The organism is Streptomyces halobius, assembly GCF_023277745.1.
Classification (GTDB): Bacteria; Actinomycetota; Actinomycetes; order Streptomycetales; family Streptomycetaceae; genus Streptomyces; species Streptomyces halobius.
The window spans coordinates 7,804,665-7,829,675 of sequence record NZ_CP086322.1; the positions used below are offsets into that span (position 1 = coordinate 7,804,665).

Sequence of the window (25,011 nt, forward strand, 5' to 3'; positions counted from 1 at the left end):
GGGCGTCGAGCTCCGTCAGGGGCCGTTTCGGTGCGGCCCCTGACGACCACCGCTAGGCGTTGTACTCGTCCGCCTTGCGCGGCTCCACGCCCTGGATCACACCGCTGAGGACCAGGGAGCGGTTGTCGAAGCGCTCGGTGTCCACGCCGTTCTCCTTCAGCACGCTCATGGCGGCGGCGTGCACCGTCCGCAGGACCGGGGTCGCGGCGCGCAGCGCGTCGTCGGCCATGAAGCGGTGGCGCCAGGGCTTGTCGGCCCAGACATGGCGCAGACCGAACGGCTCGGGGAGGGTGAGCTTGCCGCCGAGGAAGTCCAGGACGGGCGGGAACCACGTCAGCGGCGCCCGCGCGGCGAGGCGGACGACCTCCTGCGTCTCGATGAGCGGGAGGGTCACCTTCTTCGTCTCCCAGAACCGGACGGTCTTGGCGACCTCCTTGGTCTTGGGCTCCGGCTTGCCGGTGAAGAAGGAGTGCACCGGGCCGAGGGCGTGACCGGTCACCTCGATGCGCAGCGTCTCGTGCAGCACCGTGACGGTGATCATCAGGGTGATCACCAGCTGACCGTCCCAGAGGACGAACTGGACGCCCAGGTAGTGGCGGTTGCCGGCGCCGAACTGCTGCTCGTTGCAGATGCGCTCTATCTCGTGCCCGCGGATCTGGTACGCGTCGGTGTCCGTGCCGTCCGGGCGGGAGACGGCGGCGGCCTTCTCACCGACCGGCGAGACGATCCAGTGGCGGACCGACGGCTGCGGGAAGCCGCCGGTGTGCAGCGGGGAGCGCTCCAGCATGCGCAGCCGGTCGTGGATCACGCGGATGACGTCCCAGCTGCGGAAGGGGTGGATCTCCACGCCTTCCCGCGCGGGCTTGAGCTCCTCGGCGAGCTGCCAGCTGCCCCAGCGCGTGCCCATGCCGAGTATGCCCTTGGGGCCGGCGTAGAAGACGACGTTGCTGCGCTGCTCGGCGGAGATTTTGGCGAGATTCTGCCGGAGGGTCTCGGCGGCGACCTGGTTCGGGTCCTGCGGCACCGCCTCGGGGATCTTCGCGGCCACGCCACCGCCCTCCAGCAGGCCCTTCCAGGCCGCCCGCATGGTCACGGCGGCCTGTTCGCAGATCTGCTTGGCCCACCACCAGCCGATCACCGGCGCGATGACCATGGCGCGGGCGTACAGCGGCCAGAAGCCGTTCACCGGCAGCTTGATCATGAAGAACAGGGCGACGCCGGCGAGCACGGTCAGCAGCGCGCCGCCGAGCAGCGAGACGCCGTTGCCCTCACCGTCCTTGGAGAGCATCTTCCGGAGCTGGAAGGCACCCAGCCACAGCAGCACGCCGGGCAGGAACAGCAGCCCGAACAGCACCATCAGCAGCGTCAGCTTGCTGTCCCGCTGCTTGCGGAGGCGGCTGGCGGACAGACAGTGCTCGACGACGGTCTGCGGCTCCGTGCCGAAGGACTGGATGAGCGCCGCGCGCCCGCCGCCGAGCATCCGCACCTGCACGGCGCGCGAGAACGCCTCGCCGAGGTTGGGTGCGAACAGCGACAGCTTCGGTTTCTTGATGTCGGACGTGCCGGATTCGGAGTCGGCCTTGGAGATATCGGAGAGGGGGTTGTCCCGGTAGGCGGCCGAGGCCAGCGCCTGGGTCGCCGCGGTCTCTCCCGCGCCTCCCGAGAGCGGCACCTGCGCCCCCGGGCTGAAGTCGAAGCCGTCTGCCACTACCGCCCCCATCACCGCACGCATCCGATGATGCGGCTCTTTCCCGACTACCGCCCACGGCACACCCGCCGAGCTTGTGACCTCACTCAGCGTACAGCCGCCGGCCGGCCCAAGGGAGTTGAGCCGGACGACGGCTGACGCACCGTCGACTACGAGCCGTTCTCCGCCTCTTCCCGGTACTTGGCGGCGAGCGGCGCCGGCATCGGCTCATGCCGCAGATAGACCCGGTGGAAGCGGCCGGTGCCGTGCGAAAGGGAGCGCAGATCGACGGCGTACCGTCCGATCTCGGTCTCCGGCACCTCCGCGCGGACGAGCGTACGGCCGGCCCCCGACTGCTCGGTGCCCACCACCCGGCCGCGTCGGCCCGACAGATCGCTCATCACCGGGCCGACGAAGTCGTCCGGAACCAGCACACTCACCTCGGCGACCGGTTCGAGGAGATCGATCCGGGCACCGGCGGCGGCCTCGCGCAGCGCCAGCGCGCCCGCCATCTGGAACGCGGCGTCCGAGGAGTCGACCGAGTGCGCCTTGCCGTCCAGCAGGGTCACCCGGATGTCGACGAGCGGGTGCCCGGCGGCGACCCCGCGCGCGGCCTGGGCGCGTACGCCCTTCTCCACGGAGGGGATGAACTGCCGGGGCACCGCGCCGCCCACCACCTTGTCCACGAACTCGATGCCGGAGCCGCCCGGCAGCGGTGCGACCTCGATCTCGCAGATCGCGAACTGGCCGTGGCCGCCGGACTGCTTGACATGCCGTCCGCGTCCCGCGGCGGGGTCGCCGAAGGTCTCCCGCAGCGGCACCTTGTGCTCGACGGTGTCCACCTGGACGCCGTAACGGGTCCGCAGCCGCTCCAGCGCCACATCGACATGCGCCTCGCCCAGGCACCACAGGACCACCTGACGGGTGTCCTGATTGTGCTCCAGACGCATCGTCGGGTCCTCGGCCACCAGGCGGGACAGGCCCTGCGAGAGCTTGTCCTCGTCGGCCTTGCTGTGTGCCCGGATGGCGACCGGGAGCAGCGGTTCCGGCATCGTCCAGGGCTCCATCAGCAGCGGATCGTCCTTGGCCGACAGCGTGTCGCCGGTCTCCGCGCGGGACAGCTTCGCCACACACGCCAGATCGCCGGCGATCGCCTGCGGCAGCGGGCGCTGCTGTTTGCCGAAGGGGGTGGTCAGCGCGCCGACCCGCTCGTCGACGTCATGGTCCTCGTGGCCGCGGTCCTCCAGCCCGTGGCCCGACACATGCACCGTCTCGTCCGGACGCAGGGTGCCGGAGAAGACCCGGACCAGCGAGATCCGGCCCACGTACGGGTCCGAGGAGGTCTTGACCACCTCGGCCGCGAGCGGACCGGCCGGATCGCAGGCCAGCGCCTCCCGGGGGGAACCGTCGGTCCCGGTCACCGCGGGCGCCTCCCGCTCGGCCGGGGTCGGGAAGCCGCCGGTGATCAGCTCCAGGAGCTCGACGGTGCCCAGCCCCTGCTTGGCGCCGTCGACGGCCGGGGCGGCGGCCAGCACGGGGTGGAAGGTGCCCCGGGCGACCGCCGTCTCCAGGTCGCCGACGAGGGTCTTGATGTCGATCTCCTCGCCGCCCAGGTAGCGGTCCATGAGGGACTCGTCCTCGCTCTCGGCGATGATCCCCTCGATGAGGCGGTTACGGGCCTCCTCGATCCTCGGCAGCTCGTCCGCCGTCGGCGGGCGCTCGGTGCGCTCCCCGGAGGAGTAGTCGTAGACCCGCTGGGAGAGCAGGCCGATCAGACCGTGCACCGGGGCATGGCCGTCGGCGCCCGGTGTGCCGTACAGCGGGAGATAGAGGGGGATGATGGATTCCGGGTTCTCGCCGCCGAAGCTGCCGCGGCTCAGTGCGGTGATTTCGTCGAAGTCGGCGCGGGACGCCTCCAGGTGGGTGACGACGAGGGCGCGCGGCATACCGACCGCCGCGCACTCGTCCCAGACCATACGGGTCGAGCCGTCCACCCCGTCCGACGCCGAGACAACGAAGAGGGCCGCGTCCGCGGCACGCAGACCGGCCCTCAACTCCCCGACGAAATCGGCGTATCCGGGGGTGTCCAGCAAATTGATCTTGATGCCGCCCCAGTCGACCGGGACCAGGGACAGCTGTACGGAGCGCTGCTGGCGGTGCTCGATCTCGTCGTAGTCCGAAAGACAGCCGCCCTCCTCGACCCGGCCCGCCCGGTTGACCGCGCCGGACGCCAGCGCGAGCGCCTCGACCAGAGTGGTCTTCCCCGACCCGCTGTGGCCGACCAGCACCACATTCCGCACAGCGGTGGGCCGGTCGGCCGCCGATGCCCTTCCGGCGGCTCCTGGGTGTGTACTCGTCCTGTCGCTCATGTGTCTCGCCTCCAGGTCGACACTTTGCGGTGATTCGAGCTTTCCACCGAGGTCATGATGCGTCCATACATGGCACAACGGACGATCGGTGAGCTTACTGTCGATCTTGCCCCCTCCGGGCTGCGCACGGGCGCTTCAGCGGCCCCCGGGAGCGCCGAGGGGCGCGGGACGGATCCGCCGAGCCGCCGGGTTGCACCTCGCGCCGCGATGCCTTCGCGGTGCCCCCTGGCCGCCTGGCTACGATGGGCCAGCCGGTGGCCCCTTGACCGCACGGCCCATATCGACTCTCCGGGAAGGCCATGCTGAACAAGTACGCGCGTGCGTTCTTCACGCGTGTTCTCACGCCGTTCGCCGCCCTGCTCATCCGAATCGGGGTCAGCCCGGACGTGGTCACCCTCGTCGGGACCGGTGGTGTGGTGGCCGGTGCGCTGATCTTCTACCCGCAGGGCGAGTTCTTCTGGGGCACGATCGTCATCACCCTGTTCGTCTTCTCCGACCTGGTCGACGGCAACATGGCGCGGCAGCTCGGCCGTTCCAGCCGCTGGGGCGCCTTCCTCGACTCCACTCTGGACCGGGTCGCCGACTCGGCGATCTTCGGCGGGCTGGCTCTCTGGTACGCGGGCCGCGGCGACAGCCTGACCCTCTGCGCCATCGCGATCTTCTGCCTCGCCAGCGGCCAGGTCGTCTCGTACACCAAGGCACGCGGCGAGGCCATCGGGCTGCCGGTGAACGTCAACGGCCTGGTGGAGCGCGCCGAGCGGCTCGTCGTCACGCTCGTCGCCTGCGGTTTCTCGGGACTGGCGAAATTCGGCGTGCCCGGCATCCATGTCCTGCTGCCGATCGCCCTGTGGATCGTCGCCATCGGCAGCACCGTCACCCTCGGCCAGCGCGTCGTGACGGTGCGGCGCGAGTCGGCCGAGGCCGACGCCATCGCTCAAGGGGGGAACGGCGCATGAGCCGCAGTCCACGCAGCAACCGCCTGATCGACACCGACCGGCTCGCCGACGCGCTCTACGGGCTCGGCTGGGCCACCGTCAAGAAGCTGCCCGAAGGGGTCGCGGTACGCCTCGGCCGGCAGATCGCCGACATCGCCTGGAAGCGCCGGGGCAAGGGCGTCCGGCGCCTGGAGTCGAACCTCGCCCGGGTCGTCCCGGACGCCTCGTCGCAGCGCCTGGCCGAGCTGTCCCGGGCCGGGATGCGCTCGTACATGCGTTACTGGATGGAGTCCTTCCGGCTGCCGGCCTGGAGCGAGGAACGCGTCAAGGCCGGATTCACCCCCCAGGACATCCACTACCTCACCGACGGCCTGGCGAGCGGCCGCGGCGTCGTCCTCGCGCTGCCCCACATGGGCAACTACGACCTGGCGGGCGTCTGGGCCACCACCAAGCTCGACATCCCCTTCACCACCGTCGCCGAACGCCTCAAGCCGGAAACCCTCTACGACCGGTTCGTCGCCTACCGCGAGGGGCTGGGGATGGAGGTGCTGCCGCACACCGGCGGCGCGGCCTTCGGCACCCTCGCCCGCCGGCTGCGGGCCGGCGGACTGGTCTGCCTCGTCGCCGACCGCGATCTGTCCGCTTCGGGCATCGAGGTCAAGTTCTTCGGCGAGACGACGAAGATGCCCGCCGGACCGGCGATCCTCGCGCTGCAGACCGGGGCGATGCTGCTGCCCGTCACCCTCTGGTACGACGACAGCCCGATCCTGCGGGGCCGGGTCCACCCGGAGATCGAGGTCCCCGAGACCGGCACCCGCGGCGAGAAGGCCGCCGTGATGACCCAGCAGCTCGCCGACGCCTTCGCCTCCGGCATCGCCGACCACCCCCAGGACTGGCACATGCTCCAGCGCCTGTGGCTCGCCGACCTGGAACCGCGCGACGAGACCGGCAGCACGGAAACGGGGCCGACCGCATGAGAATCGGCATCGTCTGCCCGTACGCGTGGGACGTCCCCGGCGGCGTCCAGTTCCACATCCGCGACCTGGCCGAACACCTCGTCCGGCTCGGCCACGAGGTCTCCGTCCTGGCTCCCGCCGACGACGAGACCCCCCTTCCCCCGTACGTCGTCTCCGCCGGCCGGGCCGTCCCCGTCCCCTACAACGGCTCCGTCGCCCGCCTCAACTTCGGCTTCCTCTCCGCCGCCCGGGTACGCCGCTGGCTCCAGAACGGCGCCTTCGACGTCATCCACATTCACGAACCGGCCTCGCCCTCCCTCGGCCTGCTCTCCTGCTGGGCGGCCCAGGGCCCCATCGTGGCGACCTTCCACACCTCCAACCCGCGCTCCCGCGCCATGATCGCCGCCTACCCGATCCTCCAGCCCGCCCTGGAGAAGATCAGCGCCCGCATCGCGGTCAGCGAGTACGCCCGCCGCACCCTCGTCGAACACCTCGGCGGCGACGCGGTGGTCATCCCCAACGGCGTCGACGTCGACTTCTTCGCCCAGGCCGAACCCAACCCGGCCTGGCAGGGAAAGACCATCGGCTTCATCGGCCGCATCGACGAACCCCGCAAGGGCCTGCCCGTCCTGATGAAGGCACTCCCCGCGATCCTCGCCGAGGTGCCCGACGCGCGCCTGCTGGTGGCCGGCCGCGGCGACGAGAACGAGGCCGTCGCCGCCCTCCCCGCCGACCTGCGCTCCCGCGTGGAATTCCTCGGCATGGTCACCGACGAGGACAAGGCCCGCCTGCTGCGCAGCGTCGACCTGTACGTCGCCCCCAACACGGGCGGCGAGTCCTTCGGCATCATCCTCGTCGAGGCCATGTCGGCCGGCGCGCCCGTCCTCGCCAGCGACCTGGACGCGTTCGCCCAGGTCCTGGACCAGGGCGAGGCCGGCGAACTGTTCACCAACGAGGACGCCCACGCCCTGGCCGACGCCGCGGTGCGCCTGCTGAACCACCCCCGACGCCTCACCGAACTGCGCCAACGCGGCAGCAAACACGTACGCCGCTTCGACTGGTCAACGGTGGGCGCCGACATCCTCGCGGTCTACGAGACGGTCACGGCCGGCGCGGCGTCCGTGGCGGCCGATGAGCGGGTGGGGCTGCGGGCGCGGTGGGGGTGGTAGCCGCGCTCGGCAGGCCCGGACCGGTTGCTCCCAACCGGCCCAGGCCGAGCCCGGCGGATCACGTAATGTGACCCGCCGTGACCTCATTCATCTGGATCGTCGCCGCCCTGGTCCTGATCGGTGTCTACCTGAGCTGGACGGCCGGTCGGCTCGACCGGCTGCACACGCGGATCGACGCCGCCCGGGCGGCCCTGGACGCCCAGCTCCTGCGGCGCGCGTCCGTCGCGCAGGAGGTCGGTACGTCGGGCGTCCTCGATCCCGCCGCCTCGATCGTCCTCTACCAGGCCGCGCACGAGGCCCGGCAGGCCGAGGAGGACCACCGCGAGGTGGCCGAGAGCGAGCTGAGCCAGGCGCTCCGCGCGATCTTCGCCGAGGAGGCGCAGCTGGAGGCCGTACGGGAGGCCCCGGGCGGCGAGCAGACGGTCGCCGAGCTCACCGCCGCGGTCCGCCGCGTCCCGATGGCGCGCCGGTTCCACAACGACTCCGTACGGGCCGCGCGCGCCGTCCGCCGGCATCGGCTGGTGCGCTACCTCCGGCTCGCGGGTCATGCGCCGTTCCCGCTGGCCTTCGAGATGGACGACGAGCCGCCGGCTGTGCTGGACGACCGCTCGGCGGGAAACTGACGGTGGCCGCCCCGGTGGCGGGGCGGGACGTCGCCGCCCGGCGGTGACGAGGAGCCGCCGACGGCCCGTAACGAGCCACTGACCTCTAATTGGCCCTTTTCCGGCGTGCCGCACAAACGGTTGTGTGAACCGCGACGTACAACCACCCGCATCGAGTGAGGTCAACCGTGTCCAGCACGCCCACCACGCCCCAGCACCCCGAGACCGGAACCGCGCGCGTCAAGCGCGGAATGGCCGAGCAGCTCAAGGGCGGCGTGATCATGGACGTCGTCACGCCGGAAGAGGCGAAGATCGCCGAGGACGCGGGCGCCGTCGCCGTCATGGCCCTGGAGCGGGTCCCGGCGGACATCCGCAAGGACGGCGGCGTGGCCCGCATGTCCGACCCCGACATGATCGACGGCATCATCAACGCCGTGTCCATCCCGGTGATGGCCAAGTCCCGTATCGGCCACTTCGTCGAGGCCCAGGTCCTGCAGTCGCTCGGCGTCGACTACATCGACGAGTCCGAGGTCCTCACCCCGGCCGACGAGGTCAACCACTCCGACAAGTGGGCCTTCACCACCCCCTTCGTCTGTGGTGCCACCAACCTGGGCGAGGCGCTGCGCCGGATCGCCGAGGGCGCGGCCATGATCCGCTCGAAGGGCGAGGCCGGCACCGGCAACGTCGTCGAGGCGGTCCGTCACCTGCGCCAGATCAAGGGCGAGATCGCCAAGCTGCGCGGCTGCGACCACAACGAGCTGTACGCCGCCGCCAAGGAGCTGCGCGCCCCGTACGAGCTGGTCAAGGAGGTCGCCGAGCTCGGCAAGCTGCCGGTCGTGCTGTTCTCCGCGGGCGGTGTCGCCACCCCGGCCGACGCCGCGCTGATGCGTCAGCTCGGCGCCGAGGGCGTCTTCGTCGGCTCCGGCATCTTCAAGTCCGGTGACCCGGCCAAGCGCGCCGCCGCGATCGTGAAGGCCACCACCTTCTACGACGACCCGAAGGTCATCGCGGATGCCTCGCGCAACCTCGGCGAGGCCATGGTCGGCATCAACTGCGACACCCTCCCCGAGGCCGAGCGCTACGCCAACCGCGGCTGGTAAGGACGTAGGAACACAGATGAGCAACCCCACCATCGGTGTGCTGGCGCTCCAGGGCGACGTCCGCGAGCACCTCACGGCGCTCGCCGAGGCGGACGCCCTGGCCCGGCCGGTACGCCGTCCCGAGGAGCTGGACGGGCTCGACGGCCTGGTCGTTCCGGGCGGCGAGTCCACCACCATGTCCAAGCTGGCGGTCGTCTTCGGCATGCTGGAGCCGCTGCGCGCCTTCGTCCGGGCGGGCAAGCCGGTCTACGGCACCTGCGCCGGCATGATCATGGTCGCGGACAAGCTGCTGGACGCCCGGGAGGACCAGGAGACGCTCGGCGGCATCGACATGATCGTGCGCCGGAACGCCTTCGGGCGGCAGAACGAATCGTTCGAGGCGGCCGTCGAGGTCGCGGGCATCCCGGGCGGACCGGTCGAGGGCGTCTTCATCCGGGCGCCGTGGGTCGAGTCGGTCGGCGCGGAGGCGGAGGTCCTGGCCACGTACGACGGGCACGCGGTGGCCGTCCGGCAAGGTGACGTCCTCGCCACGTCTTTCCACCCGGAGCTGACCGGCGACCACCGGATCCACGCCTTCTTCGTCAATATGGTGCGGTGCGCTGGGGGTACCTCCCAGCGGTAGCTGGGGTAGCTCATCTCGGGGTGGTGGCGGGCGACGGGTGGGCGTACGGCGGTTTGATCGGCTCCCGGTAGGATCTAGACGTTCGTTTCTCAATGGGTTACGCGAAGGAGACAGGCGGATGTCCGGCCACTCTAAATGGGCTACGACGAAGCACAAGAAGGCCGTGATCGATGCCAAGCGCGGCAAGCTCTTCGCGAAGCTGATCAAGAACATCGAGGTCGCGGCCCGTATGGGCGGCGCCGACCCGGACGGTAACCCGACCCTCTACGACGCCATTCAGAAGGCGAAGAAGAGCTCGGTTCCGAACAAGAACATCGACTCGGCGGTCAAGCGCGGTGCGGGCCTGGAGGCCGGTGGCGCCGACTACGAGACCATCATGTACGAGGGGTACGGCCCCAACGGTGTCGCGGTGCTCGTCGAGTGCCTCACCGACAACCGCAACCGTGCCGCCTCGGACGTGCGTGTCGCGATGACCCGCAACGGCGGTTCGATGGCCGACCCGGGCTCGGTGGCGTATCTGTTCAACCGCAAGGGCGTGGTGATCGTCCCGAAGGGCGAGCTGACCGAGGACGACGTCCTGGGCGCGGTCCTGGACGCGGGCGCCGAGGAAGTCAACGACCTCGGTGAGTCCTTCGAGGTGCTCAGCGAGGCCACCGACCTGGTCGCGGTCCGCACCGCCCTCCAGGAGGCCGGTATCGACTACGACTCGGCCGATGCCAACTTCGTCCCGACCATGCAGGTCGAGTTGGAGGAAGAGGGCGCGCGCAAGATCTTCAAGCTGATCGACGCGCTGGAGGACAGCGACGACGTGCAGAACGTCTTCGCCAACTTCGATGTGCCGGACAGCGTCATGGCCAAGGTGGACGCGTAACACAACGCGGCACACTCGATCGCCTCACGGGCCGGCGGGGACACACCCCCGTCGGCCCGTCCGCGTTGCCGGCCGCGTTGTCAGTGCCACCCGATACTGTGCTGAGCAGGGGATCTCCGCTCCCCCCCATGGGGGAAGGGCGGGCCGAAACGGTACGGCAGACGGCAAGTTCGACAGACGGCAAGAACGGCAGGCAGACGGCACGTTCGCCAGGCAGGCATTGCGCCGGACCCGGCGAGTTCGCCGGGCACGGCATGAGGGGAGGGGCACCGTGAAGGTGCTCGGGGTGGACCCGGGGCTGACGCGCTGCGGCATCGGCGTGGTCGAGGGGGTGGCCGGGCGGCCGCTGACGATGCGGGGCGCCGGCGTGGTGCGGACCCCCGCGGACGCCGATATCGCGCACCGTCTCGTCCTGATCGAGCAGGGCATGGAGCGGTGGCTCGACACGCACCGTCCCGAATGCGTCGCCGTGGAACGGGTGTTCAGCCAGCACAACGTGCGTACGGTCATGGGCACCGCCCAGGCCAGTGCGGTCGCCATGCTGTGCGCCGCCCGCCACGGGCTGCCGGTCGCGCTGCACACCCCCAGCGAGGTCAAGGCCGCCGTGACGGGATCGGGCCGGGCCGACAAGGCCCAGGTCGGCGCGATGGTCACGCGGCTGCTGCGGCTGGACGCGCCGCCGAAACCGGCCGACGCCGCCGACGCGCTCGCGCTCGCCATCTGCCACATCTGGCGCGCCCCCGCGATAAACCGCCTCCAGCAGGCGCATGCCGCGGCCCGCCGCGCCGCCCCCGCATCCGTCCCGTCCCCCGGCCCCCGCCGCCGTACCCCCCAGAAGGGCACCCGATGATCGCCTACGTCTCCGGCCCGGTCGCGGCCCTCGCCCCGGACACCGCCGTCGTCGAGGTCGGCGGTGTCGGCATGGCCGTCCAGTGCACCCCGGACACCCTGTCCGGGCTGCGCGTCGGACAGCAGGCCCGGCTCGCCACCTCCCTCGTCGTCCGTGAGGACTCGCTGACGCTGTACGGCTTCGCGGACGACGACGAACGGCAGACGTTCGAACTGCTGCAGACCGCCAGCGGCGTCGGGCCCCGGCTCGCCCAGGCCATGCTGGCCGTGCACTCCCCGGACACCCTGCGCCTCGCCGTCGCCAACGGCGACGAGAAGACCCTCACCGCCGTGCCCGGCATCGGGAAGAAGGGGGCGCAGAAGCTGCTCCTGGAGCTCAAGGACCGCCTCGGCGCACCAGCCGGCACCGGCCGCGCGGGCGTCGCCGCGGCCGCACCGGCCGGCTGGCGCGACCAGCTGCACGCCGCCCTGATCGGCCTCGGCTACGCGGCGCGGGAGGCGGACGAGGCGCTCGACGCGGTCGCCCCGGAGGCCGAGGCGGCCGTCGCCGAAGGCGGGCAGCCGCAGGCGCCGCGGCTCCTCAAGGCCGCACTGCGGAACCTGAACAGGGCGCGATGACCGCCGCCACCGGGGCCCCGCGCCCCCGACCGTACGACCACGCCGGCGGCCCGGCCGCCCCGACCCCGCGAGGCAATCCGCAGTGAACTGGGACGACACCGACGATGCGGCCACCGGCTCCCCCGACCGGCTGGTCGCGGCCGACGCGGACGGCGAGGACTCCGCCGTCGAAGCCGCCCTGCGGCCCAAGGACCTGGAGGAATTCGTCGGCCAGGAGCGGGTGCGCGAACAGCTCGACCTGGTGCTGCGCGCGGCCCGTGCGCGCGGCGCCACCGCCGACCATGTCCTGCTCTCCGGGGCGCCGGGCCTCGGCAAGACGACCCTGTCGATGATCATCGCCGCCGAGATGGGCGCCCCGATCCGCATCACCTCCGGCCCCGCCATCCAGCACGCCGGCGATCTCGCCGCGATCCTCTCCTCCCTCCAGGAGGGCGAGGTCCTCTTCCTCGACGAGATCCACCGGATGTCCCGGCCCGCCGAGGAGATGCTCTACATGGCGATGGAGGACTTCCGCGTCGATGTGATCGTGGGGAAGGGGCCGGGGGCCACCGCCATCCCCCTCGAACTTCCCCCCTTCACCCTGGTCGGTGCCACCACCCGGGCCGGTCTGCTGCCGCCGCCGCTGCGCGACCGCTTCGGCTTCACCGGCCATATGGAGTTCTACGCCCCGCCCGAGCTGGAGCGGGTCGTCCACCGCTCGGCCGGTCTGCTGGACGTCGCCGTGGAGGCGGAGGGCGCCGCCGAGATCGCCGGCCGCTCCCGGGGCACGCCCCGTATCGCCAACCGCCTGCTGCGCCGCGTCCGCGACTACGCCCAGGTCAAGGCCGACGGCGTGATCACCCGCGAGATCGCCTCGCAGGCCCTGGCGGTCTACGAGGTCGACGCCCGCGGCCTGGACCGTCTGGACCGCGCGGTGCTCACCGCGCTGCTCAAGCTCTTCGGCGGCGGCCCGGTGGGGCTGTCCACCCTCGCGGTCGCCGTGGGGGAGGAACGTGAGACGGTGGAGGAGGTCGCCGAGCCGTTCCTGGTACGCGAGGGCCTGCTGGCCCGTACGCCCCGCGGCCGGATCGCGACTCCGGCGGCCTGGGCCCACATGGGCCTGGTCCCGCCCCAGCAGCAGGCGGGCGGAAGCGGACAGCAGGGCCTGTTCGGGCCCTGACGGCGCGGGGACTCGCCCGGTCAGGAACTACGGTGCGATGCTGGGCGTTGTTCCACTGGTGGGGACTCGCTTAGACTCCGCCGATGCCGTCTGCTTGGACCGGCATACCCACCCCCGTATATCAGACCGTGCCTCAGCGGTCGTGCGAAGGAATTCCGTCCCGTGAGCATCATGACTCTCCTCCCCTTCATCGTCCTCATCGGGGCCATGTTCCTGATGACGCGGTCCGCCAAGAAGAAGCAGCAGGCGGCCCAGCGGATGCGGGATGAAATGCAGGCCGGCACCGGCGTCCGGACGATCGGCGGCATGTACGCCACCGTCAAGGAAATCCACGAGGACACCGTCCTCCTGGAGGTCGCCCCGGGCGTGCACGCCATCTACGCCAAGAACGCGATCGGCTCCGTACTCGCGGACGAGGAGTACAACCGCATCCTGGACGGCGCCGAGGGCGCCCTCCACGACGAGCCGGTCGTCCCCGACGACGCCTCCGCCCTGACCGAGGCCTCCAGCGATGAGGCGCCCGCCACGGGTGATCAGGCCGACAAGATCGACCTGGGCAAGGCCGGGGCCGACGCCGACAAGCCCGCCGACGACGCCGATGACGCCGCCGACGACGCCGACGACGCGAAGGCCACGGCGGAGGTCGCCAAGGACGAGAAGAAGGCCGGCGGCGCCGACGCGAAGTAAGTCCGACCATTCGGAACCGCGGCGCGCCCCACGGGCGGTGCGTCGCGGTTCCGGGACGGTCTAGGCTCCGGCGGGGGCACGTCCCCACAACACTTCGTGGCCGCTCGGCAGACACCCGAAGCCGAGTGGTTGGACAGGGAGATACGAGAAGGTGGCAGCACCGAAGAAGGGCCGCAGGGCGCCCGCGAGCCAGGGTCATCCGGGGCGGTCCCTGGTCCTGATCCTGATCGCGATGGTGGCGCTGGTCGGGGCCATGTTCTACACCGGCACCAAGACGCCCCGGCTGGGCATCGACCTGGCCGGCGGGACCAGCTTCACGCTGGCGGCCCAGAACCAGCCGGGCAAGCCCAACGCGATCAACGAGACCAACATGAAGACCGCCGCCGGCATCATGGAGCGGCGCGTCAACGGTCTCGGCGTGTCCGAGTCCGAGGTCCAGACGCAGGGCAGCAACCACATCGTCGTGAACATCCCCAAGGGGACGGACGCGAAGCAGGCCCGGGCGCAGGTAGGCACCACCGCCCAGCTCGGATTCCGCCCGGTGCTGACCACCACCGCGGGCACCAAGTCCCCCGAGCCCTCCCCCAGCCCCTCCAAGGGCGCGAACGGCGAGGACAAGGACAAGAGCGGCACCGATCAGGAGGCCAAGGGCAAGGGCGACCAGGGGGCGAAGGACGGCGACAAGGCGAACGCCTCGTCGACGCCGACGCCCACCGCGGGCGCCACGACCCAGGGCCGCGCCGTCACGGACGCCCTGAAGAAGGCACCCACCGCCAAGCCCACCGCGTCCTCCTCCCCGTCCAAGCCCGCGACGCCTCCGCCGCCCCCGGGCGGCGCCGAGGACATCCCGGCCGCGCTGCAGAAGAAGTTCGCCGCCCTGGACTGCTCCACGAAGGCGTCCCGCGCCGCGGCCGGTCAGCAGGCCGCGAGCTCCAAGCCGACCGACCAGGTCGTGGCCTGCAACGAAGACGGCTCGCAGAAGTATGTGCTCGGCCCGATCGGTGTCGAGGGCACCGACGTCAAGGACGCCCAGGCGGTCTTCGACAGCCAGCAGGGCCAGGGCTGGATCGTCCAGATGGACTTCACCTCCGAGGGCGGCAAGAAGTTCGCTGACATCACCGGCAAGCTCGCCACCAAGGTGCAGCCGCAGAACCAGTTCGCGATCATCCTGGACGGTGCGGTGGTCTCCGACCCGCGCGTCAGCCAGCGGCTCAACGGCGGCAGCGCCACCATCTCCGGCGGCTTCACCCAGCAGTCCGCCGAGGACCTGGCCAACATGCTGTCCTACGGCGCCCTGCCACTCTCCTTCAAGATCGATGACGAGACCACGGTCACCGCGGCGCTCGGCAGCGAGCAGCTGCGTGCCGGTCTGATCGCCGGCGCCATCGGCCTCGCCCTGGTCATCGTCTACCTGGTCGCCTACTACCGGGGGCTGGCCCTGGTCGCCCTGGCGAGCCTCGGTGTCTCGGCGGTCCTGACGTACGCGATCATGACATTGCTCGGCCCGGCCATCGGGTTCGCGCTGAACCTCCCGGCGGTCTGCGGCGCCATCGTCGCCATCGGTATCACCGCCGACTCCTTCATCGTCTACTTCGAACGCATCCGGGACGAGATCCGCGAGGGCCGCACCCTGCGTCCGGCCGTCGAGCGCGGCTGGCCGCGGGCCCGCCGTACGATCCTGGTCTCCGACTTCGTGTCGTTCCTGGCCGCCGCGGTGCTGTTCATCGTCACCGTCGGCAAGGTGAAGGGCTTCGCGTTCACGCTCGGCCTGACCACCGTCCTGGACGTCGTCGTGGTCTTCTTCTTCACCAAGGCGCTGATGACCCTGCTCGCCAAGCGCAAGTTCTTCTACGAGGGCCACTCCTGGTCCGGCCTGGATCCCGAGCGGCTGGGCGCCAAGCCGCCGCTGCGCCGACGCCGCAGCGCCCCCACCCAGACGAAGGAGGCGTGAGGTGTCCAAGCTCGGAAACATCGGCGCCCGGCTCTACCGCGGCGAGGTCGGTTACGACTTCATCGGCAAGCGGAAGATCTGGTACGGCGTCTCGATCCTGATCACCATCACGGCCATCGTCGGCCTGGCGGTGAGTGGCCTGAACAAGGGCATCGAGTTCTCCGGCGGCGCGGTCTTCACCACCCCGAAGACCTCCGTGTCGGTGACGCAGGCGGAGCACATGGCCGAGTCGGTGTCCGGCGGCCACCAGGCCGTCGTGCAGAAGCTCGGCGGCGGCGCGCTGCGCATCCAGATCAGCGACCTGGACACCAAGCAGTCCGTCCCGGTGCAGGAAAAGCTCGCCGAGGAGCTGAAGGTCCCGGCCAAGGACATCAACACCCAGCTGGTCGGCCCGAGCTGGGGTGAGCAGATCGCCGACAAGGCATGGCAGGGCCTGGCCGTCTTCATGCTGCTCGTGGTGCTCTATCTGGCCGTCGCCTTCGAATGGCGGATGGCGCTGGCGGCCCTGATCGCGCTGATCCACGACATCACCATCACCGTCGGCATCTACGCCCTGGTCGGCTTCGAGGTCTCGCCGGGCACGGTCATCGGTCTGCTGACCATCCTCGGTTACTCCCTCTACGACACGGTCGTCGTCTTCGACAGCCTGAAGGAAGCCTCCAAGGACCTCACCAAACAGACCCGCTTCACCTACAGCGAGGTCGCCAACAGGAGCATCAACAGCACCCTGGTGCGCTCCATCAACACCACCGTCGTGGCGCTGCTCCCGGTCGCCGGTCTGCTGTTCGTCGGCGGCGGTGTGCTGGGGGCGGGCATGCTCAACGACATCTCGCTCGCGCTGTTCGTCGGTCTCGCCGCCGGTGCGTACTCCTCGATCTTCATCGCGACCCCGCTGGTCGCCGACTTCAAGGAGCGCGAGCCGCAGATGAAGGCCCTGGCCAAGCGGGTGCTGGCGAAGCGCGCCGCGGCCGCCGCCAAGGGCGCGGCCCAGGAGGAGTCGCCGGAAGCGGTCCCCGTGGGCGCCGATGACGTGGACGCCGGCGACGGCGCCGCGGTCGTGGGCCCCCGGGCCGCGTCCCGTAACCGTGGCCGTGGCCGCCCGTCGGGCAAGCGCCGGTGAGTGCCTCCGCCGAGCTGCGCGAGCTGCTCCTGGACCGGATCACGGACATCCCGGACTACCCGCAGCCGGGCGTGATGTTCAAGGACATCACGCCGCTGCTGGCCGACGCGGCCGCCTTCGGCGCGCTCACCGACGCCTTCGTCGATCTGTGCGCGCGTCATCGGGCGGACAAGGTCGTGGGTCTGGAGGCGCGCGGATTCATCCTCGCCGCTCCGGTGGCGGTGCGCGCGGGCATCGGCTTCGTCCCTGTCCGCAAGGCCGGCAAGCTGCCCGGGGCCACGCTCGGCCAGGCGTACGAGCTGGAGTACGGCACCGCCGAGATCGAGATGCACGCGGATGCGCTGGCCCCGGGCGACCGGGTGCTGGTGATCGACGACGTCCTGGCCACCGGTGGCACCGCCGATGCGTCGCTGCAGCTCATCCGCCGTGCGGGGGCGGAGGTCGCGGGCCTGGCGGTGCTGCTGGAGCTCGGTTTCCTGGCCGGGCGGCAGCGGCTGGAGTCCGGCCTGAAGGGCGCTCCGCTGGAGGCCCTGATCACGGTCTGAGCCGCGCTTTCCGGAGCGCCGCCACGGCCGGACGGCCACCGGCGCTCGAGTGTGCCCGTAGCGCTCCCGCAGTGGGACGACCACCGGCGCTTAAGGGCCGGTGGTCACCTGCGCACCAGGGGCACCAGGAAGAATTCGGGTGCCCCTGGTGCTGTGTCATGTATGGACCGATGGCCGCGGAAGAGTCCGGACGCGGGGGTCGATACCATGGCACCCCGGCCTGTTAGTGGTCCAGGGGTCCGGAACCGCTTGAGGAGTGCTCTTGCCAGACGAGGCCCAGCCGCTCTCCCCCGGACTGCGTCCGGCGGGTTCCACCGCCGCACGCCCGGACGAGCCGAAGCCCGAGAACGCGGCTTCCGCGGACGCGCCGAAGCCCGAGCGGCAGAGCGCGCCCAACGGCACCGCCCGGTCCGGCCCGGCGGCCGGCCGGTCCGCCGCCGCGTCCCCGCCCGGCGTGAACGGCTCCGCTCCGGCCCCCGACACGGCCCCCAAACCGGGCGTCAAGCCGGGCACCAAGCCCAAGCCGGGCGCCAAGCCCAAGCCGGGCGCCAAGCCCCCGGCCGCGTCGAAGCAGGGACCCGCCCCGGCCAAAGCCGACCCGTCCGGCGCCCCGCCCGCCGACCCGCCCGGCGTCGCGGCCCCCAAGCCCCTGCCGCCCGCCCCCGTCGGCCGCTCCGGCTCGCCCAACCGGGTACGGGCCCGCCTCGCCCGGCTCGGAGTGCAGCGCTCCAGCCCGTACAACCCGGTCCTGGAACCGCTGCTGCGGATCGTCCGCAGCAATGACCCCAAGATCGAGGCGGCCACGCTGCGCCAGGTCGAGCGCGCCTACCAGGTCGCCGAGCGCTGGCACCGCGGCCAGAAGCGCAAGAGCGGCGACCCGTACATCACCCACCCCCTCGCGGTGACCACCATCCTCGCCGAGCTGGGCATGGACCCGGCCACCCTGATGGCGGGCCTGCTGCACGACACCGTCGAGGACACGGAGTACGGCCTGGACACCCTGCGCCGCGACTTCGGCGACCAGGTGGCCCTCCTCGTCGACGGCGTCACCAAGCTCGACAAGGTCAAGTTCGGCGAGGCCGCGCAGGCGGAAACGGTTCGCAAGATGGTCGTCGCGATGGCCAAGGACCCGCGCGTCCTGGTCATCAAGCTCGCCGACCGGCTGCACAACATGCGCACCATGCGCTATCTCAAGCGGGAGAAGCAGGAGAAGAAGGCCCGCGAGACCCTGGAGATCTACGCGCCCCTGGCCCACCGCCTGGGCATGAACACCATCAAGTGGGAGCTGGAGGACCTCGCCTTCGCGATCCTCTACCCCAAGATGTACGACGAGATCGTCCGCCTCGTCGCCGAGCGGGCGCCCAAGCGCGACGAGTATCTGGCCATAGTGACCGACGAGGTCCAGGCCGATCTGCGCGCCGCCCGCATCAAGGCCACCGTCACCGGCCGACCGAAGCACTACTACAGCGTCTACCAGAAAATGATCGTCCGCGGCCGGGACTTCGCGGAGATCTACGACCTGGTGGGCATCCGCGTCCTGGTCGACACCGTCCGGGACTGCTACGCCGCTCTCGGCACGGTGCACGCGCGATGGAACCCGGTCCCCGGCCGGTTCAAGGACTACATCGCGATGCCCAAGTTCAACATGTACCAGTCGCTGCACACGACGGTCATCGGGCCCGCGGGCAAGCCCGTCGAGCTGCAGATCCGCACCTTCGACATGCACCGCCGCGCGGAGTACGGCATCGCCGCGCACTGGAAGTACAAGCAGGAGGCGGTGGCCGGTGCCTCCAAGGTGCGGACCGATGTCCCCAAGGGTGCGGGCAAGGGCGGTCAGGACACCGTCAACGACATGGCCTGGCTGCGGCAGCTGCTCGACTGGCAGAAGGAGACCGAGGACCCGGGCGAGTTCCTCGAATCGCTGCGCTTCGACCTCTCCCGCAACGAGGTGTTCGTCTTCACACCGAAGGGCGATGTGATAGCGCTGCCGGCCGGCGCCACCCCCGTGGACTTCGCCTACGCGGTGCACACCGAGGTCGGCCACCGCACGATAGGAGCGCGGGTCAACGGGCGGCTCGTCCCGCTCGAATCGACCCTGGACAACGGCGACTTGGTGGAGGTCTTCACCTCCAAGGCGCCCGGCGCGGGACCGTCCCGCGACTGGCTGGGCTTCGTCAAGTCCCCGCGCGCCCGCAACAAGATCCGCGGCTGGTTCTCCAAGGAGCGCCGCGACGAGGCCATCGAGCAGGGCAAGGACGCCATCGCGCGCGCCATGCGCAAGCAGAACCTGCCGATCCAGCGGATCCTGACCGGCGACTCCCTGGTCACCCTCGCGCACGAGATGCGCTACCCGGACATCTCCTCCCTGTACGCGGCCATCGGCGAGGGCCATGTCGCCGCGCAGGGCGTCGTCCAGAAGCTGGTGCAGGCGCTCGGCGGCCAGGACGAGGCCACCGAGGACATCGCCGAGTCGACGCCGATCCGGCCGCGCTCCAAGCGGCGCTCCAGCGCCGACCCGGGCGTCGTCGTCAAGGGCGTCGACGATGTGTGGGTCAAGCTCGCCCGCTGCTGTACGCCGGTGCCGGGCGACCCCATCATCGGGTTCGTCACCCGCGGCAGCGGCGTATCGGTGCACCGCGCCGACTGCGTGAACGTCGACTCGCTGTCCCGGCAGCCGGAGCGGATCCTGGAGGTCGAGTGGGCGCCCACCCAGTCCTCGGTCTTCCTGGTCGCCATCCAGGTCGAGGCGCTGGACCGCTCCCGCCTGCTGTCGGACGTCACCCGGGTGCTCTCCGACCAGCACGTCAACATCCTGTCCGCGGCCGTCCAGACCTCCCGCGACCGGGTCGCCACCTCACGCTTCACCTTCGAGATGGGCGACCCGAAGCATCTGGGGCATGTGCTGAAGGCGGTACGGGGTGTGGAGGGCGTGTACGACGTCTACCGGGTCACGTCGGCCAGGAGGCCCTGAGGGGCGTACGAAAAGAGGGCCCCGCTACGGAATCCGGAATCCGTACCGGGGCCCTCTTCGTGCCGGGTGCCTCAGCCATCGATGGAGGAACCCCAGCGGCGAGCAACCACCTCCGCGAGAGCGTGGGGGTCCCCCCACGCCTCAAGCGTGGGGAGGTTCAGCCGCAAAAGTCAGCCCCCGAACTCCTCCAGCCCCTTCAGCGCCTGGTCCAGCAGCGCCTTGCGGCCCTCCAGTTCACGGGACAGCTTGTCGGCCTTGGCGTTGTTGCCGGCCGCCCGTGCCGAGTCGATCTGCTTCTGCAGCTTGTCGACGGCGTCCTGCAGCTGGCCGGTCAGCCCCGCGGCACGCGCCCGCGCCTCGGGGTTCGTCCGCCGCCACTCGGTCTCCTCGGCGTCCTGGATGGCGCGCTCGACGGCGTGCATCCGGCCCTCGATCTTCGGGCGGGCGTCCCGCGGCACATGGCCGATGGCCTCCCACCGCTCGTTGATCGAGCGGAGCGCGGCCCGCGCCGCCTTCAGGTCCGAGACGGGCAGCAGCTTCTCGGCCTCGGCGACCAGCTCCTCCTTGCGGGTGAGGTTCTCCCGCTGCTCGGCGTCGCGCTCCGCGAACACCTCGCTGCGCGCCTGGAAGAAGATGTCCTGGGCGCCGCGGAAGCGGTTCCACAGGTCGTCCTCGTGCTCGCGCTGCGCGCGCCCGGCGGCCTTCCACTCCGCCATCAGCTCGCGGTAGCGGGCGGCCGTGGCCCCCCAGTCCGTCGAGTGCGACAGCGACTCGGCCTCGGCGACCAGCTTCTCCTTCGCCTTACGGGACTCCTCGCGCTGCGCGTCCAGCGACGCGAAGTGCGCCTTGCGCCGCTTGGAGAACGCCGAGCGGGCGTGCGAGAAGCGGTGCCACAGCTCGTCGTCCGACTTGCGGTCCAGACGCGGCAGGCTCTTCCAGGTGTCGACCAGCGCACGCAGCCGCTCGCCGGCCGCCCGCCACTGCTCGCTGGCCGCCAGTTCCTCGGCCTCGGCGACCAGCTTCTCCTTGGCCTGCCGGGCCTCGTCGGCCTGTCGGGCCTTTTGCGCCTTGCGTTCCTCGCGGCGCGCCTCGACGGTGCCGACCAGGGCGTCCAGCCGCTTCGTCAGCGCGTCCAGGTCACCCACCGCGTGGTGCTCGTCCACCTGGCGGCGCAGATGGTCGATCGCGGTCATGGCGTCCTTCGCCGACAGGTCGGTGGTCTTGACCCGTCGTTCGAGGAGGCCGATCTCTACGACCAGGCCCTCATACTTGCGCTCGAAGTAGGCGAGGGCCTCCTCGGGGGATCCCGCCTGCCACGATCCGACGACCTTCTCGCCATCGGCGGTACGCACGTACACGGTCCCCGTCTCGTCGACGCGGCCCCATGGGTCGCTGCTCACAGCGCCTCCTCCACATGATGCCGACCGGGGCGTGCGGCCCCCCGGCATCGTCCACAGTTTCTGTCCGGCAGGGCCGCGCCCTGGCCGGTCCGACGGGCTGTCTTGCGGATGCGGGTGCTGCCGTCGGAGCAGGCACCCTACCCAACGCCAATCTAGGCGACCGGCGGTCGGCTGTCCGCATCCGTCACGACCGAAATTCGGCGGTTCGGATACGGGACGGCGGCCGCCGTCCGCCGGGCGGGACGGCGGTCAGGACTTCCGGACCGTCGCCCGGTCGATGACGACGGTGGCGTTCGGCGCGGTGTTGCCGGTCGCCTGGTCGAGCCTCGAACCCGCCTCGGCGATCTTCTTCAGGACGTCCATGCCGCCCGTGATCGTCCCGAACGGCGTGTAGTTCGGGGGCAGTTGGCTGTCCTGGTAGACGAGGAAGAACTGGCTGCCGCCGGAATCGCGGGTCTTCTCGTCCCGCCCGTCGTAGCGGTTGGCCATGGCGACTGTGCCCGCCGGATAGACGTTGCCCTTCAGCCGCGGGTCCTTGAGGTTCTCGTCCGGAATGGTGTAGCCGGGCGTGCCCCGGCCGGTGCCGGACGGGTCGCCGCACTGCAGTACGAAGATGTCCTGGTCGACCAGGCGGTGGCACTTGCTGTGGTCGAGATACCGCTTGCCTGCGAGGAAGGCGAAGGAGTTCACGGTGTGCGGCGCCTTGGCGGCGTCCAGCTTCAGCTCGATCTCCCCGCAGGTCGTCTCCAGCTTCGCGGTGTAGGAGGCGGAGGTGTCGATGGTCATCGCCGGCTCCTTCTTCCAGGTCTCCTTGGACGGGGAGCCCTTGGCCGGCTTGGCGCACGGGTCCGGCACCTTGGTCGGCGTGGGGGCCGCCGCGGTCTGGTCGTCCCGGCCGTCGCCGGCCAGGCCGGCCGTGGCGTACGCGGCGGCGCCGGCGGCCAGCCCGACGGCCAGCACCGACGCGATGATCACGTTGCGGCGTTTGGCCTTGCGCCGGGCCGCCACCCGGCGCTGCTGCTGGCGCTCGAACTTCTCCCGGGCGAGCTGCCGCCGCCGCTGATCGCTGCTGACCACCGGTCGTCTCCCTGTCCTGGCCAGGGGCATCGAAGCGCCTGGCCATCGATCGCTCTGGTCTGCCGTGGCCGTACCGTATACGGGTTCGCCCCGGTGGGAGTCCCGCCGGTAGGCTCTGGAGCTGCTGAGATGTTCCGGGAGCGGCCCACGGGCCGGTCCCACCGACTTTCCGCTCTCCCCGACCTTTAAGGACGAACGTGCTGATTGCCGGGTTCCCCGCCGGGGCCTGGGGGACCAACTGCTATCTGGTCGCCCCCGCCGCCGGTGAGGAGTGCGTGATCATCGACCCGGGCCACCAAGCGGCCCAGGGAGTCGAGGACACGATCAGAAAGCATCGGCTCAAGCCCGTCGCGGTCGTCCTCACCCACGGCCACATCGACCACGTCGCCTCGGTGGTCCCGGTGTGCGGCGCGCATGACGTCCCGGCCTGGATCCACCCCGAGGACCGTTTCATGATGAGCGACCCGGAGAAGGCCCTCGGCCGCTCCATCGGGCAGCAGCTCATGGGCGACCTGACCGTGGGGGAGCCGGACGACGTCAAGGAGCTGACCGACGGCGGCGCTCTGCGACTCGCCGGGATGGAGTTCTCCGTCGCGCACGCCCCGGGCCATACCAAGGGGTCGGTGACGTTCAGGATGCCCGAGCAGGCCGACATTCCGCCGGTCTTCTTCTCGGGCGACCTGCTGTTCGCCGGCTCCATCGGACGCACCGACCTGCCGGGCGGCGACCACGCCGAGATCCTCCGGTCGCTGGAGCGCGTATGCCTCCCGCTGGACGACTCGACCGTGGTCCTGTCCGGCCACGGCCCCCAGACCACCATCGGCCGCGAGCGCGCCACCAATCCCTATCTGCGGGCGGTGGCCGCCGGCCTCGGAGACGGCACGACCGCCGCTCCACGACGAGGAATGTGACGAGACTTTCCGTGACCACCTTCAAGGCACCCAAGGGCACGTACGACCTGCTCCCGCCGGACTCCGCCACCTATCTCGCGGTGCGCGAGGCGATCGCCGCGCCGCTGCGGAACTCCGGGTACGGCTACATCGAGACGCCCGGATTCGAGAACGTCGAGCTGTTCGCGCGCGGCGTCGGGGAGTCCACCGACATCGTGACCAAGGAGATGTACGCCTTCGAGACCAAGGGCGGCGACCAGCTCGCGCTGCGCCCCGAGGGCACCGCGTCCGTCCTGCGGGCGGCGATGGAGGCCAATCTCCACAAGGGCGGCAACCTGCCGGTCAAGCTCTGGTACTCCGGCTCGTACTACCGCTACGAGCGCCCGCAGAAGGGCCGTTACCGCCACTTCTCGCAGGTCGGCGCCGAGGCGATCGGCGCGGAGGACCCGGCGCTGGACGCCGAGCTGATCATCCTGGCCGACCAGGCGTACCGCTCGCTGGGGCTGAGCGACTTCCGCATCCTGCTGAACTCGCTCGGCGACAAGGTGTGCCGCCCCGTCTACCGTGCCGCGCTGCAGGACTTCCTGCGCGGGCTGGAGCTGGACGAGGACACCCGCCGCCGGATCGAGATCAACCCGCTGCGCGTCCTGGACGACAAGCGCGAGTCGGTGCAGGAGCGGCTCGTCGGGGCGCCCATGCTCCGCGACTACCTGTGCGAGGAGTGCAAGGCCTACCACGAGCAGGTGCGCGAGCTGCTGACCGCGGCGGGCGTGGCCTTCGAGGACGACCCGAAGCTGGTGCGCGGCCTGGACTACTACACCCGCACCACCTTCGAGTTCGTCCACGACGGTCTGGGCTCGCAGTCCGCGGTGGGCGGCGGCGGTCGCTACGACGGCCTGTCCGAGATGATCGGCGGCCCCGAACTGCCGTCCGTCGGCTGGGCGCTGGGAGTGGACCGTACGGTGCTCGCGCTGGAGGCGGAGGGCATCAGGCTCGACATCCCCGCCGCCACCTCCGTGTACGCCGTCCCGCTGGGCGAGGAGGCCCGCCGGGTGCTCTTCGGGACGGTCACCGCGCTGCGCAAGGCCGGTGTCGCCACCGACTTCGCGTACGGCGGCAAGGGCCTGAAGAACGCCATGAAGTCGGCCAACCGCTCCGGCGCGCGGCTGGCGCTGGTGGCCGGCGAGCGGGATCTGGCCGAGGGCGTGGTGCAGGTCAAGGACCTGGAGAGCGGTGAGCAGACCCCCGTCGCGCTGGACGCCGCGGTCGAGGAGGTCCGGCGCAGGTTGGGCTGAGGGCCCGGGAAGTGACCGTCCGGGCCCTCGCGTCAATCCCCGGCCCGCGGATCCCTCCGGCTTTACGCGTATCGAACGGTGGGCCGTCGTGGAGTTGGGGCACAATGAAGGGCGCGCCCGCGGTCCTGCGGGTCCGCC

21 protein-coding genes are annotated in these 25,011 nt (G+C 70.9%); 17 read left to right on the forward strand and 4 right to left on the reverse strand.

Annotated elements, in window-relative coordinates; translation table 11 throughout:
• Positions 1 to 52: 52 nt before the first annotated feature.
• Complete coding sequence (locus tag K9S39_RS35405; protein WP_248867406.1) at positions 53 to 1,732, reverse strand: hypothetical protein; 1,680 nt, start codon at positions 1,730 to 1,732, stop codon at positions 53 to 55.
• Positions 1,733 to 1,857: 125 nt separating this feature from the next.
• Entirely contained in the window at positions 1,858 to 4,056 is a 2,199-nt protein-coding gene (locus K9S39_RS35410; protein WP_248867407.1) for an elongation factor G-like protein EF-G2, read from the reverse strand.
• 299 nt (positions 4,057 to 4,355) lie between these two features.
• Here K9S39_RS35410 and pgsA point away from each other — a divergent pair, with 299 nt between their 5' ends.
• The 15 genes from pgsA (at position 4,356) to K9S39_RS35485 (ending at position 20,211) form a co-directional block, all read left to right on the forward strand.
• On the forward strand, positions 4,356 to 5,012 hold the full coding sequence (gene pgsA, locus K9S39_RS35415) for a phosphatidylinositol phosphate synthase (protein WP_248867409.1): 657 nt from the start codon (positions 4,356 to 4,358) through the stop codon (positions 5,010 to 5,012).
• On the forward strand, positions 5,009 to 5,968 hold the full coding sequence (locus K9S39_RS35420) for a phosphatidylinositol mannoside acyltransferase (RefSeq protein ID WP_248867411.1): 960 nt from the start codon (positions 5,009 to 5,011) through the stop codon (positions 5,966 to 5,968). Before pgsA ends, K9S39_RS35420 begins: the two co-directional genes overlap by 4 nt.
• Positions 5,965 to 7,116, forward strand: coding sequence for a glycosyltransferase family 4 protein (locus tag K9S39_RS35425; protein WP_248867412.1), 1,152 nt, complete (start codon positions 5,965 to 5,967; stop codon positions 7,114 to 7,116). Before K9S39_RS35420 ends, K9S39_RS35425 begins: the two co-directional genes overlap by 4 nt.
• A 77-nt stretch (positions 7,117 to 7,193) precedes the next feature.
• The gene (locus tag K9S39_RS35430; protein ID WP_248867414.1) at positions 7,194 to 7,739 is read left to right on the forward strand and encodes a hypothetical protein; all 546 of its coding nucleotides are present in this window, start codon (positions 7,194 to 7,196) and stop codon (positions 7,737 to 7,739) included.
• A 167-nt stretch (positions 7,740 to 7,906) separates the two neighbouring features.
• Positions 7,907 to 8,818, forward strand: a complete 912-nt coding sequence (pdxS, locus tag K9S39_RS35435; RefSeq protein ID WP_248867416.1) for a pyridoxal 5'-phosphate synthase lyase subunit PdxS — start codon at positions 7,907 to 7,909, stop codon at positions 8,816 to 8,818.
• A gap of 16 nt (positions 8,819 to 8,834) precedes the next feature.
• Entirely contained in the window at positions 8,835 to 9,440 is a 606-nt protein-coding gene (gene pdxT / locus K9S39_RS35440; protein ID WP_248867418.1) for a pyridoxal 5'-phosphate synthase glutaminase subunit PdxT, read from the forward strand.
• Positions 9,441 to 9,558: 118 nt separating this feature from the next.
• Positions 9,559 to 10,311: a YebC/PmpR family DNA-binding transcriptional regulator gene (locus K9S39_RS35445; RefSeq protein ID WP_248867420.1), complete on the forward strand. Its 753-nt coding sequence runs from the start codon at positions 9,559 to 9,561 to the stop codon at positions 10,309 to 10,311.
• A 271-nt stretch (positions 10,312 to 10,582) separates the two neighbouring features.
• Entirely contained in the window at positions 10,583 to 11,161 is a 579-nt protein-coding gene (gene ruvC, locus K9S39_RS35450; protein WP_248867422.1) for a crossover junction endodeoxyribonuclease RuvC, read from the forward strand.
• Positions 11,158 to 11,778, forward strand: a complete 621-nt coding sequence (gene ruvA, locus K9S39_RS35455) for a Holliday junction branch migration protein RuvA (RefSeq protein WP_248867424.1) — start codon at positions 11,158 to 11,160, stop codon at positions 11,776 to 11,778. Before ruvC ends, ruvA begins: the two co-directional genes overlap by 4 nt.
• An 82-nt stretch (positions 11,779 to 11,860) precedes the next feature.
• Complete coding sequence (gene ruvB / locus K9S39_RS35460) at positions 11,861 to 12,937, forward strand: Holliday junction branch migration DNA helicase RuvB (protein WP_248867426.1); 1,077 nt, start codon at positions 11,861 to 11,863, stop codon at positions 12,935 to 12,937.
• Positions 12,938 to 13,099: 162 nt separating this feature from the next.
• On the forward strand, positions 13,100 to 13,624 hold the full coding sequence (gene yajC / locus K9S39_RS35465; RefSeq protein WP_248867428.1) for a preprotein translocase subunit YajC: 525 nt from the start codon (positions 13,100 to 13,102) through the stop codon (positions 13,622 to 13,624).
• A 151-nt stretch (positions 13,625 to 13,775) separates the two neighbouring features.
• Positions 13,776 to 15,575: a protein translocase subunit SecD gene (gene secD / locus K9S39_RS35470; protein WP_248867430.1), complete on the forward strand. Its 1,800-nt coding sequence runs from the start codon at positions 13,776 to 13,778 to the stop codon at positions 15,573 to 15,575.
• 1 nt (position 15,576) lies between these two features.
• Positions 15,577 to 16,695, forward strand: a complete 1,119-nt coding sequence (gene secF, locus K9S39_RS35475) for a protein translocase subunit SecF (RefSeq protein WP_248867432.1) — start codon at positions 15,577 to 15,579, stop codon at positions 16,693 to 16,695.
• The gene (locus K9S39_RS35480; RefSeq protein WP_248867433.1) at positions 16,692 to 17,240 is read left to right on the forward strand and encodes an adenine phosphoribosyltransferase; all 549 of its coding nucleotides are present in this window, start codon (positions 16,692 to 16,694) and stop codon (positions 17,238 to 17,240) included. Before secF ends, K9S39_RS35480 begins: the two co-directional genes overlap by 4 nt.
• A 262-nt stretch (positions 17,241 to 17,502) precedes the next feature.
• Positions 17,503 to 20,211, forward strand: coding sequence for a RelA/SpoT family protein (locus K9S39_RS35485; RefSeq protein ID WP_248867435.1), 2,709 nt, complete (start codon positions 17,503 to 17,505; stop codon positions 20,209 to 20,211).
• 170 nt (positions 20,212 to 20,381) lie between these two features.
• Here K9S39_RS35485 and K9S39_RS35490 read toward each other — a convergent pair whose 3' ends face one another.
• Together K9S39_RS35490 and K9S39_RS35495 are read right to left on the reverse strand one after the other, a co-directional pair.
• Entirely contained in the window at positions 20,382 to 21,611 is a 1,230-nt protein-coding gene (locus tag K9S39_RS35490; protein WP_248867437.1) for a DUF349 domain-containing protein, read from the reverse strand.
• 249 nt (positions 21,612 to 21,860) lie between these two features.
• Positions 21,861 to 22,688, reverse strand: coding sequence for a peptidylprolyl isomerase (locus tag K9S39_RS35495; RefSeq protein WP_248867438.1), 828 nt, complete (start codon positions 22,686 to 22,688; stop codon positions 21,861 to 21,863).
• A 197-nt stretch (positions 22,689 to 22,885) separates the two neighbouring features.
• On the opposite strand from K9S39_RS35495, the gene K9S39_RS35500 reads away from it, so the two are divergent.
• Together K9S39_RS35500 and hisS are read left to right on the forward strand one after the other, a co-directional pair.
• Positions 22,886 to 23,599: an MBL fold metallo-hydrolase gene (locus K9S39_RS35500; protein ID WP_248867439.1), complete on the forward strand. Its 714-nt coding sequence runs from the start codon at positions 22,886 to 22,888 to the stop codon at positions 23,597 to 23,599.
• 11 nt (positions 23,600 to 23,610) lie between these two features.
• Complete coding sequence (gene hisS / locus K9S39_RS35505; RefSeq protein WP_248867440.1) at positions 23,611 to 24,873, forward strand: histidine--tRNA ligase; 1,263 nt, start codon at positions 23,611 to 23,613, stop codon at positions 24,871 to 24,873.
• Positions 24,874 to 25,011 lie beyond the last annotated feature (138 nt).

Coding starts and splice junctions, on each gene's coding strand:
- K9S39_RS35405 (WP_248867406.1), bottom strand. CDS start 1,732: ATGCGTGCGGTGATGGGGGCGGTAGTGGCAGACGGCTTCGACTTCAGC.
- K9S39_RS35410 (WP_248867407.1), bottom strand. CDS start 4,056: ATGAGCGACAGGACGAGTACACACCCAGGAGCCGCCGGAAGGGCATCG.
- pgsA (WP_248867409.1), top strand. CDS start 4,356: ATGCTGAACAAGTACGCGCGTGCGTTCTTCACGCGTGTTCTCACGCCG.
- K9S39_RS35420 (WP_248867411.1), top strand. CDS start 5,009: ATGAGCCGCAGTCCACGCAGCAACCGCCTGATCGACACCGACCGGCTC.
- K9S39_RS35425 (WP_248867412.1), top strand. CDS start 5,965: ATGAGAATCGGCATCGTCTGCCCGTACGCGTGGGACGTCCCCGGCGGC.
- pdxT (WP_248867418.1), top strand. CDS start 8,835: ATGAGCAACCCCACCATCGGTGTGCTGGCGCTCCAGGGCGACGTCCGC.
- K9S39_RS35445 (WP_248867420.1), top strand. CDS start 9,559: ATGTCCGGCCACTCTAAATGGGCTACGACGAAGCACAAGAAGGCCGTG.
- ruvA (WP_248867424.1), top strand. CDS start 11,158: ATGATCGCCTACGTCTCCGGCCCGGTCGCGGCCCTCGCCCCGGACACC.